Origin of the sequence: Picosynechococcus sp. PCC 7117 (assembly GCF_001693275.1) — a bacterium.
In the GTDB taxonomy this organism is placed as follows: Bacteria; Cyanobacteriota; Cyanobacteriia; order Cyanobacteriales; family MRBY01; genus MRBY01.
In genome coordinates this window covers 2,429,051-2,441,729 of the sequence record NZ_CP016477.1, presented here as the reverse complement: position 1 = coordinate 2,441,729, position 12,679 = coordinate 2,429,051, and the positions used below count along the sequence as shown (strand labels likewise).

The following is a 12,679-nucleotide window of genomic DNA, read 5'->3' as shown; positions in this document are numbered from 1 at the left end:
TTCTTTGGGGGGCATTCCCTGAGCAACAATCGTGTCACCCCATTTCTAATTCACCATTTCCATAACTATTTGCAAATTTATTTAGGAAAACTTTTATGACCGTTGCTCAAGAAACCCCGAACTTAACCTTTGATTGCGAAACAGGCAATTATCACACCTTTTGTCCGATCAGTTGCGTCGCTTGGCTTTATCAGAAAATTGAAGATAGCTTTTTCCTAGTCATCGGCACCAAAACCTGCGGCTATTTCTTACAAAATGCCATGGGCGTGATGATCTTCGCCGAACCCCGCTACGCCATGGCCGAACTCGAAGAGGGTGATATTTCTGCCCAACTCAACGATTACGACGAACTCAAACGGCTCTGTCTACAAATCAAGCGCGATCGCAATCCCAGCGTGATTGTCTTTATCGGTACCTGCACCACCGAGATTATCAAAATGGATCTCGAAGGCTTTTCGCCGCGCCTCGAAGAAGAAATCGGCATTCCCATCGTGGTCGCCCGTGCCAATGGCCTAGATTATGCTTTCACCCAAGGTGAAGATACCGTCCTCGCAGCAATGGCGAATCGTTGTCCCAGCGAACCCCCGGCCCCAGCAAAAGAAAAAGAAGAAGATGCCGCTGCCGCCACTCGCTTCCAAAAACTTTTAAATTTGGGCCTCAAGAAAAAAGAAGACGCGCCCCCTGTGCAAACGGAACAAAAAGAGCATCATCCCTTAATTTTGTTTGGCTCTTTACCCGATCCCGTGGCGGCAAACCTGGAACACGAACTGAAGAAGCAGGGCGTTAAAGTCTCTGGTTGGCTCCCCACCAAGCTCTATACAGAATTACCCGTTGTGCAAGAAGGCTATTACGTGGCGGGAGTGAATCCATTTCTCAGCCGCACTGCCACTACCCTGATGCGTCGCCGCAAATGTAAGCTCGTTGGTGCTCCTTTCCCCATTGGCCCCGACGGCACTAGAGCTTGGGTAGAAAAAATCTGCTCCGTGCTGGACATCGAACCCCAGGGCTTAGCAGAACGGGAAGCACAAATCTGGGAGAGTTTAGAAGACTATCTCCAGCTCATTCGCGGCAAATCGGTCTTTTTTATGGGGGACAACTTACTCGAAATTTCCCTTGCCCGGTTCCTAATTCGCTGTGGTATGACCGTCGCTGAAATTGGCATTCCCTACATGGACAAGCGTTACCAAAAAGCAGAACTGGATTTCCTGGCGCGCACCTGCCAAGAAATGGGAACGCCGATCCCCAAAATTGTCGAAAAACCCGACAATTACAACCAAATTCAACGGATTAACGCCCTGCAACCGGACTTGGTGATTACAGGCATGGCCCATGCGAATCCTTTGGAAGCGCGGGGAATCAATACGAAGTGGTCAGTGGAATTTACCTTTGCCCAGATTCACGGCTTTACCAATGCGCGGGACATTCTAGAGTTGGTGACGCGACCTTTGCGCCGCAACAACAACCTCAAGGATCTTGGTTGGGATAAGTTGGTCAGAGATAAAGCATTGGTCTAGTGCAATAGTTGATGACAAAATAAAGGCGTAAACACAATCAATGTGAACCCGCCTTTATTTTTTATCTTGAAATAGCTCCGGTTGTGCTAAATATGCATCAAAATCTCTTTAAGAAATATCGTTTTTCAAGTCAGGCAAGTAGGAAAAATCAAAAATTATTTAGTTATTCTTATCATTCACCTGGCAGTATTCAAGGGACTTTACGGATTCCCCAAAAAGTATCTCAGCCCCGGATTACTTTAATCGATTATGATGATAATCATTACTTGAAAATCGACGATATTTCCCTAGAAAAATGTCATCCTTATCTACAAACAGACTCTGTTTCTTGGATTGATATTGGGGGAGTGAGTGATGCAAATACATTTCAGGCAATAGGAGAAACTTTTCGGTTACACCCACTGATTTTAGAAGATGTTGCAAATGTCCCTCAGCGGCCCAAAATAGAGGAACAACAGGATCAATTATTGATTATCACTCAGATGGTGATGCTCAAGCCGAATCATCCTGGTTTTTGGTTGGAGCAGGTGAGTTTAGTTTTATCGGCGCATTATCTTTTGACGGTGCAGGAAGAGTCTGAAGCGGATTGTTTTGGGAGAATACGTGATCGCCTTAGTTTAAATCAGGGTTTAATGCGGCACCAGGGGGCCGATTTTTTGGCCTATGCCCTTTGGGATGCGGTAATTGACGGTTTTTTTCCGGTGCTTGAAACCTTAGGCGATCGCCTTGAAGATTTAGAAGACAAAGTTGTCGTCGCCCCAACCCCGGCAACCCTGACCGAAATCCATCAAATAAAGCGGGAATTATTAGCTTTACGCCGGGCGATCTGGCCACAAAGGGATGCTCTCAATACGTTAATTCGAGACGGCCATCCACTGGTTAGGGAAGATGTAAAGCGCTATCTTCGGGATTGTTATGACCATACAGTGATGATCATTGATGTGATCGAAACCTACCGAGAATTAGCGTCTGGGCTAATGGATGTTTATTTATCCGCAGTGAGCAATCGCATGAATGAAGTGATGCAACTGCTAACGGTGATTTCGACGATTTTTATTCCCTTGACTTTTATTGCTGGGATTTATGGGATGAATTTCAATACTGAAAAGTCACCCTGGAATATGCCAGAGTTGAATTGGCCACTGGGTTATCTTTTTTGTTTGGGAATTATGGGGGCGATCACCAGTTATTTACTCCTTTTTTTCCGACGTAAAGGCTGGCTCAAAATTAGTAATTTTCATTAAACTATTCTGTTTTAACAGTTAATACCTGGGGCGGTGTGGCATCGGGAGGATAGCGCAGTTGGATATTCACTAAACGGCGATCGCCTGGGGGCATTTCCAAGGTGACGAGGGGTTCTCCGGCTTGGCCACGCTTTTGCACGAGGTGGAAATAATCGGTACGCAAGCGGCCCGTATCGTCTTTGTAGTTGACCCGCACTGGCCCCCGGAAAAAGGTCGCCGTCGGCAGGGGATCAAAAAAGCGCAAAGCCTCGTCGGTGGCATCTTGTTTGATAGGAGTTTCAAGGGCGATCGCCACGGTTTGGGTTGCCTCGGTGGGATTGTGGAGGGGCAGGGTCAAATCGTAGAGCACCCCATAGTTGCCGTGAGCAGCATAGGCGGTATCAGGATAGCGACGCAACATTTCTGCCGTTTGGATCTGGCCCGTGCCATGGGTGCCGCCGACGAGGGTGCTAATGCCATAGGAAAAGGCTTCCCCTGGGGCAGGAATCGTGAGATCCCAGGTGGGACTGTCATAAATTTGGGTTTTCCAAGTGCTGCCTTCAGAAACGCCAGCCACCCGACCATAGATTAGTCCCCCTGGAGCACCGGGAACGGAGGGAGGGCGATCGCGGGGGCTAGAGAGTTCCCCCATTTCTAAGAGCGCTTGCCATTCTGCCAGGGTGGGAGGCCGGAAATCACCTTGACCATCGGGTTTTTCAAAGAGGGCTAAACTCGCCACATACACGGGGCCAGTGCTGGTTAACTCCAGGTAGGTCGAGCGACCATTGAGGGGCGGTTCCAATTCCCGCACCGGAATCGGCAGATCAAAAATCATCTGGTAGCTCTGGGGGGCGATGGTCAACTGCTTCGGAAACTGTTCCTGGAGACGACGGCGCAGCAGATTATCCATTACCCGACTGCCCGGCCCGGCGTAAACATTCCCCCTCGGATTCGGCACTTGGGGATCAAGGGCAATAAAAGGGGCATCCGGTTGACTTAAATAACTGGCTCCATTGAGAAAATAAAGGGTAACGGGTTGATCGCTCGGATTGTAGGCGATCGCCCCAATGTGCAGACTGCGTAGATCCTCCGGGGAACCCTGGGCGACGTGGTGGGCAAACAGATCAAACCGTCCCGAAAAAGAAAAATCTAGGTGGGCATCTGGATGGGTTTTGCCAGTGGCGGGAAATGTGGACAGCAGAATTCCTTCCCCCAACACCTTTTCTGGGCTGTTGCTATTAAACACAGGGATTTGGTCTAACTGCCCTGGTAAAACTCGTACTTCCTGGGGACGGACAATTTCAACTGGGGGCGGCGCTTGGGCAATAAAGAAGGGAAAAAACATACCAACATTCCACACACATTGCCGCCCATTGTATTGAGTTTTTTCGCTTTTTGGGTAATTACACCAGATCGCGATCCGTGAGGATTTCGTAGCCCGTTTCCGTCACCAGCACCGTATGTTCAAACTGGGCCGACAGGGACTTATCGGGGGTAATCACCGTCCATTTGTCTTCGAGGGTAATGGTTTCCTTGGTTTTAGCATTGACAATCGGTTCGATCGCCAACACCATGCCCGCTTCTAGGATGACATTGGGCAGGTCACGGGTACGGAAGTTAAACACCGATGGCTCCTCATGGAGCGCTTGGCCGACCCCATGGCCTGTAAAATCTTCCACCACCTGGTAACCGTAGCTGTGCACATGGTCTTCCACGGCCCCGGCAATATCCAGGAGCGTATTGCCTGCTTTTACCTGCTCAATGCCTTTGTAGAGCGCTTCTTCGGCTGCCTGCATTAGCCGTTTGGCCTCTGGTTTAATCTTTTTGCCAACGCCGACGGTAATACAAGAATCGCCATGGTAGCCATTGAAGAAGGCCCCCGTATCGACTTTGACGATATCCCCTTGGTGGATGCGTTTATCGGCCCGGGGAATGCCATGGACAACTTCATCGTTGATCGAGATACAGATCGAACCGGGAAAACCGTAGTAGCCTTTAAAGCTCGGTGTCGCGCCCATTTCGCGGATCCGCTGTTCGGCATAGGCATCCACTTCGAGGGTCGTCATCCCCGGCTTGATGATCTCACTCATTTCCTTAAGGACGGTGGCGACAATCCGCGCCGATTGCCGCATAATCGCAATTTCAGCGGCGGTTTTGATTTTGACTTTGCTTTTTTTACGGCGACGGGGGAGGCCCACTTGGGCTTTTTTGGGTTCGGGGATCAGAAGATTGAGTAACTGTTTCAATGGAGTACCTTGAAGAAATCAATGGCAGATTGGGCAATTATTGCGGCGGCGGGATCGAGATCCGCGACAATGCGCCGGGCATGGTAAAAATCTTGGCGATCGCCATTGAGGTAATCGTCTAATTTTTGGCCCGTAAACGAACCGTCGCGTAGCCCCAGCACGAGGATGATCGCCGCGAGGTGAGGTTCGGCAGCAAAGTCTGGGTGATCGACAAGGTTAACCCCGGTGCGATCGCCCCACCGGGTATAGTTTAACCGACCCGCAATTTTTACGAAGCCCCGGCCCTGGTAGCGCAGTCCATCGCCCGGTTGGATATTTCCCAAATCGCGGCGACTTTCGAGGTTTGGGTCTGGGGTCGGCTCCACAAGACTGGCACCAAAATTCCCTGCATAGCCCGCCGTAGCGAGAATATAAGCCACTTGAGTCGGTTCGATGATCCCGCAACGTTGGCAGGTTTCTAAAAGCATCGGAATCGTTTTGCGGGCGGCATCCTGATGGGGATGATTTTCTAAGGAGGCAATCAGGCGATCGCCATAGCTTCTGAGGGGGCGTAGGGGTAGATAAACTTCCACCCATTGATTCAAAAGCGTCATCCAAGTTTGAGCACCAACGACGCCATCAATGGTTAATTCCGCAATCATCTGAAAGCGTCTAACCGCCTGTTCAGTTTGGGGGCCAAAGTGACCATCAATGGGGAAATGCTCCAGGGACAGCAACCGCTGCAGCAAGCGTTGTAAATAGCGCACCGAGGCGTGGAGTTGAGGCGTCGCTAAACCATCGCCCAAGTGAAGGATGGGATATTTGCGGTCACTGGCTTGAAATTCCCCACTGGCAAAATGTTGCAAATCAGCATATTTTTTGGCGATCACCTCTTGATCCCAAACGAATTTTTCCAAAGCTTCCCAGGTGGACAGTCCCACAATGCCATCGGTCACCAATTTTTGGCGCACCTGAAAAAACTTCACCCCATTTTCCGTTTGCCGACCAAACTTTCCGTCCAGCTTGGCCGTTTCTGGGATAAATAAACCCCGTTGCAGCAATTTTTGCAGATAATATACGGCCTGCTGTTGGGGCGAAATTTCAAAGCCAGCCCCCCGGCGCAACAGAAGTTTTTCGGGCCGATCTTGTTGCAAAAGGGAAGTGGGTTCCGGGGCCTGTTCGGAGGGAGGTTCAGCCGTCGCGGGAGAAGCTAAAAATAATTGTTGATAACGTTCAATGGTTCGCCAGGTGCGGGGATCAACGGTGCCCGTTTTCGGCAATTTATTCGCCCGTTGAAATGACCGAACCGCCGCTTCCGTGGTGCGCCCAAAAATGCCGTCAATCACCGCCGAACGGGGTAAAAATCCAGCAGCCCGCAAAAAAGCTTGCAAATAACCCACATCATCATTGGCGATCGCCTGGCATTGCAGTTGCCGGGGGCGTTTGAGGGAAGGACGTTCACAGACAGTGGTGGCGGACTCACGGTGACGCTTCATATTATGATTGGGGGTGATGGGAGGGGCGATCGCCTTCCATTGTAAGAAATCAAACAATAAACCACCGCCACCATGTTCAGAATTCTTCACTTCGCCGATATCCATATGGGCAGCGGTTTTTCCCATGGCCGGGTGAACCCAGAAACCGGACTCAATTCCCGCCTCGAAGATTTTGAGCAGACCCTAGGGCTTTGTATCGACCGGGCGATCGCCGACCCCGTAGACCTTGTTATTTTTGCTGGGGATGCCTTCCCCGATGCCACCCCCGCCCCCTACATTCACGAAGCCTTTGCGGGCCAATTTCGCCGCCTTGTCGCCCACAATATCCCGGCGGTGCTTGTCGTCGGCAACCATGACCAATATTCCCAAGGCAATGGGGGCGCTAGTTTAAATATCTATCGCACCCTGGCGGTGCCTGGTTTTATCGTGGGCGATCGCCTCCGCACCCACACCCTCGAACTGCCCAAAGGCCCCCTGCAAATCATTACCCTGCCCTGGCTGAACCAAGCCACCCTCCTCACCCGGCAACAAACCGAAGGCAAAACCCTCAACGAAATTCACCAGATCCTCCTTCAGAAACTCGAACCGATCCTCGAAGCAGAAATTCGTCGCCTCGATCCCGAAATTCCCGCGATCCTGGCGGGTCATCTGATGGCCGACCGCGCCAACCTGGGGGCCGAGCGCTTCCTCGCTGTGGGCAAAGGCTTTAACATTCCAGTGGCCTTCTTAAATCGTTCTGAACTCGATTATGTAGCCCTCGGCCACGTGCACCGCCACCAAAACCTCAACCCCAGCAATGATCCCCCGATTATCTATCCTGGCAGCATTGAACGGGTTGATTTTAGCGAGGAAAAAGAAGCAAAGGGCTATGTTTTAATCAACCTCCGCAAAGGTCAAGCGGATTGGGAATTTGTGCCCCTCCCGGCCCGGGCGTTCCGCACGATCAAAATTGATGTGAGCGACGCAGACGAGCCAGAAACTGCGATTCTCAACGAAATTGCACAGGTTTCGATCACCGATACCGTTGTCCGCCTCATCTACAAAATTCGCCCCGAACAGACAGAACTCATTGACCAACGTGCCCTCAGAAAAGCCCTCAAAGCCGCCCATCAAGCTTCCATTCAAGCGGAACTGGTGAGCCAACTGTCCCGGCCCCGTCTACCGGAACTGGGCATTGGTCAATCCCTCGATCCGATGAATGCCCTAGATACTTACCTCACGAACCGCGAGGATTTGCAGGATATTGCCCTGGCCATGCGCGAAACTGCCACAGAACTGATGTCACAAACCTCAACTTGAAGCTTAAAACACTTAATGGCCAATGCCCACATAGCGGAACCCCAGGGTTTCGAGGGCGTCTCGGTCGAGGAAATTCCGGCCATCGATGATCAACCGATTTTGGAGGCGATCGCCTAATTGTCCATAGTCGAGGTGCAAGAATTCTTGCCAGTCTGTGACTAAAACCAAAGCATCACAGGTGTCCGCTAACATTTCTGGGCTATCTTCGATGATCACCCCTGATAGGCCGTGACCAATGCCATTTTGGGACACAATCGGATCGTAGGCTTTTACCCGTGCTCCTAGACGATTAAGTTCTGCAATCAGCTTCAGGGATGGAGCATCGCGCATATCATCGGTGTCTGGCTTGAAGGTTAACCCCAACAAACCAATGGTTTTCCCCTTAAGAATTTTCAATTCCTGTTGGAGTTTTTCGACGACGATTAATTTTTGCCGATTATTCACCGTCACTGCCGCTGCGAGGAGTTGCGCCTGGTAGCCATAATCTTCGGCAGTGTGTACTAAAGCGGCCACATCTTTCGGGAAACAAGAACCGCCCCAACCCAAGCCTGCCTGGAGAAATTTATTGCCAATGCGACTATCGAGGCCGATGCCCTTCGCCACCTGGAGAATGTCTGCTCCCACGCGATCGCACACATTCGCCACTTCATTAATAAAGCTAATTTTCGTTGCGAGGAAAGCATTGGCGGCATATTTAATCATTTCGGCGGAATTTAGGTCAGTTTCCACCACCGGAATCGGTTTGGGGTGTTCTGGCGCGCTAAATTGCCCTTGGATGAGGGGATCATAAAGCTGTTTCATCAAGGCGATCGCCTTGGAGTTGCTACTACCTAGAACAATGCGATCGGGGTTAAAAGTATCGAAAATTGCTGACCCTTCCCGGAGAAATTCGGGGTTACTGACCACATCAAACTGCACCGTATGGCCGTTTTGTTTCTGTTTGACTCCATCGAGGACAATCATCCGCACCCAGTCCCCCGACCCAATCGGAACCGTTGATTTGTTAACAATTACTTTGTAACTATCGGCGGGTAAATGTTCACCAATGCCCTTCGCCACGGCCTCCACATAGCGGGTGTCGCTTTCCCCCGTTGGCAAGGCTGGGGTACCCACAGCGATAAACAGAATTTCCCCATGATTGACACCAAAACTGAGGTCTGTACTAAATTGCAAGCGTCCGGTGGCCATTTTCTGCTGCATCAGTTCCGCTAGACCGGGTTCATAGATCGGCGATCGCCCCGCCTGCATGAGCTTGATTTTCTGCTCATTATTGTCGATGCAGACGACATCATGGCCCATGTGCGCCAGGCAAACCCCTGTGACCAAGCCCACGTAACCCGTTCCAATTACACAAACTTTCATCGCAATTTCTAGTGAATTTCTCGTGTTGTTGTCCGTTAGTTATTCTGCGAGGCGATCGCGGAAATAGGCGATCGTTTTTTCTAAGCCCACCTTGAGGGGCACCGTTGGCTGCCAATCCAAGTAGGTTTTAGCACGGGTAATGTCCGGTTGCCGTTGACGCGGATCATCCTGGGGCAGCGGCTCAAAGGCCACCTCAACATCAGGATTGACCATATTCTGAATCGTTTGGGCCAACTCCAAAATCGTGTACTCATCGGGATTCCCTAAATTGACAGGGCCGATAAAGTCTCGGTTCATCAAACGAATCAAACCTTCGACCAAATCACTTACGTAGCAAAAACTCCGGGTTTGGGAACCATCCCCATAGACCGTCAGTGGTTTGCCTTGCAAGGCTTGGACGATAAAATTACTCACTACCCGCCCATCATTCGGCAACATATTGGGGCCATAGGTATTAAAAATTCGGGCGACACGGATATCAACATTATTAGAGCGGTGGTAATCAAAAGCCAGGGTTTCCGCCATCCGCTTCCCCTCGTCGTAACAGGAGCGAACCCCAATTGGATTCACATTGCCATGGTAAGTCTCGGGCTGGGGATGGACATCTGGATCGCCATAGACTTCAGAGGTAGACGCCAACAGAATTCTCGCTTTGACCCGTTTGGCTAACCCCAGCATATTTAGGGTGCCCATGACATTGGTTTTAACGGTTTTGATGGCGTTGAACTGGTAATGGATCGGTGAGGCAGGACAAGCGAGGTGGTAAACCTGATCCACTTCGAGGCGGATCGGTTCGGTGATGTCGTGGCGCACCATTTCAAAGTAGGGGTTGCCAATCCACTGCAAAAGGTTATGCTTGCGGCCTGTGTAAAAGTTATCGAGGCAAATGACTTCATGGCCTTCGGTCATCAGGCGATCAATGAGATGGGAGCCGATGAACCCTGCGCCGCCGGTCACTAGAATTCGCATGGTTAGTTCTGGAACGATGACTGTTCAGATGGTTTTCCTAACGGTAGCGAGAGATAGACACTTTGTCTAGCCATCTAGTTCTCCTTCGAGGATCGTGGCGATCGCCTGCCTGGTATTTTCTTTGAATTCACGGATATTCACGTTATTGAGAATAAAAATGGCACTGAACATCCCCACGGCTTGGAGCACAAAAACAGAACTGTAGGCCAAGAGGGGGGTTTGAAAAATCGCCCGCCCAATATCTAACACGACTCCCCCCATTAAAGTGGCGATCGCCCGGGACATCGCTTGGGCCAGCGCCCAGGTGCCAATGAAAGTACCAGCGGTTTCGGCGGCGGTGAGATCAAGCATTAAACTAATCGCGCCAATGGTACCGATCCCCGTGGCCATCCCAAAGAGAACGAGAGCATATCTGAGGATCTGGGGCTGTTGGGTGAACCCGGCCAAAATGATTAAAAAGAAACAAGCCGCTGTGAGCAAACAACCTAAACGGGCAGTATTTTTCTTCCCTAGGCGCGGCACCACCAAAAATCCGGTCACGCTATAGCCCACGAGAACACCGATCCCCCAGTAGGAATTGAGCAGGGTACTTTCGCCGATGGACATCCCAAACACTTCACCGCCATAGGGTTCCAGCACGGCTTCTTGCATAAATAGGCTGATTGTAAAAGTTACCAGAAAGTTAAAGAAAATGGCTGTTTGTGGACTGCTACGGACGACTTTAATGGAGTCCCGAAAGGTGATTTGGTCTTCCCGCGTTGTGGGGGCAGTCCGTCGACTAAAGCGAGAATATTTGCGTTCGATCCCAAGGATACCGAGTAGCCCCAAACCAAAGGTGATCGCCGGCACGACTAGAAAAAGAGAATTAATTGGCCCCTGTAAACTTTCGATGGGCGTATTCAGGAGCTTTTCCCCTTGGGTGATGATTGCTCCGGCATTGGCCCCCAGGATGACCCCGGCTTGTTGTACCTGATCGAGGAAAATACTGCCACTGATCCCGCCAATCACAACCCCCAGCAACAACATCGACCAGACCACCGCCACAATTTTTGAGCGATTATTTTCATCGGAAATATCCACCAACAGCGCCGTAAAGGGGGTGGATGTAGAACTGAGGGCCAGGCCATAGAAACCGAGCACTGCCCCCAGGGCGATCGCCCACAGCAACATCTCTCCAGACCAGGCCCAGCCGCCATTTTCTCGTACCGCTAGGGCCAACTGCCAGACGATTTGTACCGCCACAAAGATTGCCGAACCGAACAACACCGTCCCAATCCAGACATAGCCACTGCGGTGGAGCTTAAAAATCTTTTTGCTGTCGGACAGTTGCCCGAACCAGACCCGCGCTGGAGCCATAAATTGTGGTACTGCCAAAGCCCCTGCCGTCACCGTCGCCGGAATATCCAGTTCACTAATCATCACCCGGTTGAGCACCGCTAGGGTTAACACCGCCATCAGACCCAAACCCAGGTTAAAAAGTCCCAGGCGAAACATGGTAAATGGGCCAACGGTAGGTAAATTTTGTGCGGAGGTGGGGCTAAGTTCAGAAGTGGTCATGGGGCGATCGCCACAGGGCTTTAAGAATCACGGAAAACACCCTACATTCTAGAATGCATCGGCCTCGAATGCCCCTTCCAAGTAAGTAGCTAGGCGGAAACCCTGGGGAAAGGTTGCAGTTTTGCTGTAGGTGACAAGGGCCACATCAAAGCGACAACCGTAGGTTTCATATTGGGGAAAATTGCCTAGAAATTGCAGAGCTGCCCGGACGGTTTTGCGTTGTTTGCTGGGGGTGATCGCCAGTAAACCTTGATAATCCAAGCTGTGCTGTTGTCGGGTTTTTACCTCTACAAAAGCAAGAATTTTTGTCTGGGCATGGAACGCCACCAGATCCAATTCTCCCCAACGACAGCGCCAACGGGTTGCGACAATTTGCCAACCTTGGCTTTCGAGGTGCTGCTCTACAAAAAGCTCTCCCTGCTCACCAACGGCAAGGGCCGCTAATTTTTTGGGTGAAGGGGTGTCGGCCATGGCAAATGCTTACATCCCTCCAGATTCTGAATAGCCCTGGAGATTTTCCGGATTTTGTTCCTGGAGAAGCCGGGTCACCAAATCGCGGTATTTGTTCAACTCATATTTATAAATCACAAGGTATTTCCCTGCATTGAGGCGATTGCGATAGGGCAGGGCATCGCCACTCCCCACCGCCAAACCAACGGTTGTGCCGACGAAATAGCTCCCCATGGCCCCGCCAACAGCTCCAGCGAGACCCCCGACAATATGATTACCCGGTGTGCCAGCCCAGGCGAAGGTATCTAACCCCGTAATGTAATCGAAGACAAAACCCCCAAAGAAGCCGAAGGGGATTAGCCAATAGGCCATCAATTTTGCTCGCTTGCGCCCCTGCTTAGAGGGATCGATAAAGCCAAATTCATCGGCGGTTTGGTAGCCTTGACCAACAATAGCTAGATGTTTGGTGGGAACTTTAGCTTTTTCCAGTTGGGTATAGGCTTCTTCGGCGGTCATACGGTCTGGGAATACGGCGATCAGATAATTCATAGCAACGACAAACCAATGGAATCTTCAAAGTTTGA

Annotated in this window: 11 protein-coding genes; 3 read left to right on the top strand and 8 right to left on the bottom strand. The window is 50.9% G+C overall.

Annotated features, from left to right (window positions below; genetic code table 11):
• Positions 1 to 95 precede the first annotated feature (95 nt).
• Positions 96 to 1,514, top strand: coding sequence for a ferredoxin:protochlorophyllide reductase (ATP-dependent) subunit N (locus AWQ22_RS11785; protein WP_065711209.1), 1,419 nt, complete (start codon positions 96 to 98; stop codon positions 1,512 to 1,514).
• A gap of 92 nt (positions 1,515 to 1,606) precedes the next feature.
• A complete protein-coding gene (gene corA / locus AWQ22_RS11780) occupies positions 1,607 to 2,758 on the top strand; it encodes a magnesium/cobalt transporter CorA (protein ID WP_065711208.1) in 1,152 nt (383 codons plus the stop codon).
• Between the two features lies 1 nt (position 2,759).
• Here corA and AWQ22_RS11775 read toward each other — a convergent pair whose 3' ends face one another.
• From AWQ22_RS11775 to AWQ22_RS11765, 3 genes are read right to left on the bottom strand one after another with little or no spacing between them, the layout of a single operon-like run.
• The gene (locus AWQ22_RS11775) at positions 2,760 to 4,082 is read right to left on the bottom strand and encodes a DUF3370 domain-containing protein (protein WP_065711207.1); all 1,323 of its coding nucleotides are present in this window, start codon (positions 4,080 to 4,082) and stop codon (positions 2,760 to 2,762) included.
• Between the two features lie 58 nt (positions 4,083 to 4,140).
• Complete coding sequence (map, locus tag AWQ22_RS11770; protein WP_065711206.1) at positions 4,141 to 4,983, bottom strand: type I methionyl aminopeptidase; 843 nt, start codon at positions 4,981 to 4,983, stop codon at positions 4,141 to 4,143.
• A complete protein-coding gene (locus AWQ22_RS11765; RefSeq protein ID WP_198166494.1) occupies positions 4,980 to 6,563 on the bottom strand; it encodes a peptidoglycan-binding protein in 1,584 nt (527 codons plus the stop codon). Before AWQ22_RS11765 ends, map begins: the two co-directional genes overlap by 4 nt.
• Here AWQ22_RS11765 and sbcD point away from each other — a divergent pair.
• Positions 6,531 to 7,757: an exonuclease subunit SbcD gene (gene sbcD / locus AWQ22_RS11760; protein ID WP_065711204.1), complete on the top strand. Its 1,227-nt coding sequence runs from the start codon at positions 6,531 to 6,533 to the stop codon at positions 7,755 to 7,757. The genes AWQ22_RS11765 and sbcD overlap by 33 nt on opposite strands.
• A 12-nt stretch (positions 7,758 to 7,769) precedes the next feature.
• On the opposite strand, the gene AWQ22_RS11755 is transcribed toward sbcD, so the two are convergent.
• The 5 genes from AWQ22_RS11755 to AWQ22_RS11735 all read right to left on the bottom strand — a co-directional run bounded on the left by AWQ22_RS11755 (position 7,770) and on the right by AWQ22_RS11735 (position 12,644).
• Positions 7,770 to 9,119, bottom strand: coding sequence for a UDP-glucose/GDP-mannose dehydrogenase family protein (locus AWQ22_RS11755; RefSeq protein ID WP_065711203.1), 1,350 nt, complete (start codon positions 9,117 to 9,119; stop codon positions 7,770 to 7,772).
• A 39-nt stretch (positions 9,120 to 9,158) separates the two neighbouring features.
• Positions 9,159 to 10,088 (bottom strand): UDP-glucuronic acid decarboxylase family protein, encoded by a 930-nt coding sequence (locus tag AWQ22_RS11750; RefSeq protein WP_065711202.1) that lies wholly within the window; start codon positions 10,086 to 10,088, stop codon positions 9,159 to 9,161.
• Positions 10,089 to 10,154: 66 nt separating this feature from the next.
• Positions 10,155 to 11,645 carry a BCD family MFS transporter gene (locus AWQ22_RS11745; RefSeq protein WP_065711201.1) on the bottom strand — a complete coding sequence of 497 codons (1,491 nt, stop codon included), beginning with the start codon at positions 11,643 to 11,645 and terminating at the stop codon, positions 10,155 to 10,157.
• Between the two features lie 48 nt (positions 11,646 to 11,693).
• The gene (locus AWQ22_RS11740; protein ID WP_065711200.1) at positions 11,694 to 12,116 is read right to left on the bottom strand and encodes a YraN family protein; all 423 of its coding nucleotides are present in this window, start codon (positions 12,114 to 12,116) and stop codon (positions 11,694 to 11,696) included.
• A gap of 9 nt (positions 12,117 to 12,125) precedes the next feature.
• The gene (locus AWQ22_RS11735) at positions 12,126 to 12,644 is read right to left on the bottom strand and encodes a hypothetical protein (protein ID WP_012307932.1); all 519 of its coding nucleotides are present in this window, start codon (positions 12,642 to 12,644) and stop codon (positions 12,126 to 12,128) included.
• Between the last annotated feature and the right edge of the window lie 35 nt (positions 12,645 to 12,679).

Excerpts from the sequence above, each read along its gene's own strand:
- AWQ22_RS11785 (WP_065711209.1), top strand. The coding sequence starts at position 96 with ATGACCGTTGCTCAAGAAACCCCGAACTTAACCTTTGATTGCGAAACA.
- corA (WP_065711208.1), top strand. The coding sequence starts at position 1,607 with ATGCATCAAAATCTCTTTAAGAAATATCGTTTTTCAAGTCAGGCAAGT.
- AWQ22_RS11775 (WP_065711207.1), bottom strand. The coding sequence starts at position 4,082 with ATGTTTTTTCCCTTCTTTATTGCCCAAGCGCCGCCCCCAGTTGAAATT.
- sbcD (WP_065711204.1), top strand. The coding sequence starts at position 6,531 with ATGTTCAGAATTCTTCACTTCGCCGATATCCATATGGGCAGCGGTTTT.
- AWQ22_RS11765 (WP_198166494.1), bottom strand. The coding sequence starts at position 6,563 with ATGGATATCGGCGAAGTGAAGAATTCTGAACATGGTGGCGGTGGTTTA.
- AWQ22_RS11755 (WP_065711203.1), bottom strand. The coding sequence starts at position 9,119 with ATGAAAGTTTGTGTAATTGGAACGGGTTACGTGGGCTTGGTCACAGGG.
- AWQ22_RS11750 (WP_065711202.1), bottom strand. The coding sequence starts at position 10,088 with ATGCGAATTCTAGTGACCGGCGGCGCAGGGTTCATCGGCTCCCATCTC.
- AWQ22_RS11745 (WP_065711201.1), bottom strand. The coding sequence starts at position 11,645 with ATGACCACTTCTGAACTTAGCCCCACCTCCGCACAAAATTTACCTACC.
- AWQ22_RS11740 (WP_065711200.1), bottom strand. The coding sequence starts at position 12,116 with ATGGCCGACACCCCTTCACCCAAAAAATTAGCGGCCCTTGCCGTTGGT.
- AWQ22_RS11735 (WP_012307932.1), bottom strand. The coding sequence starts at position 12,644 with ATGAATTATCTGATCGCCGTATTCCCAGACCGTATGACCGCCGAAGAA.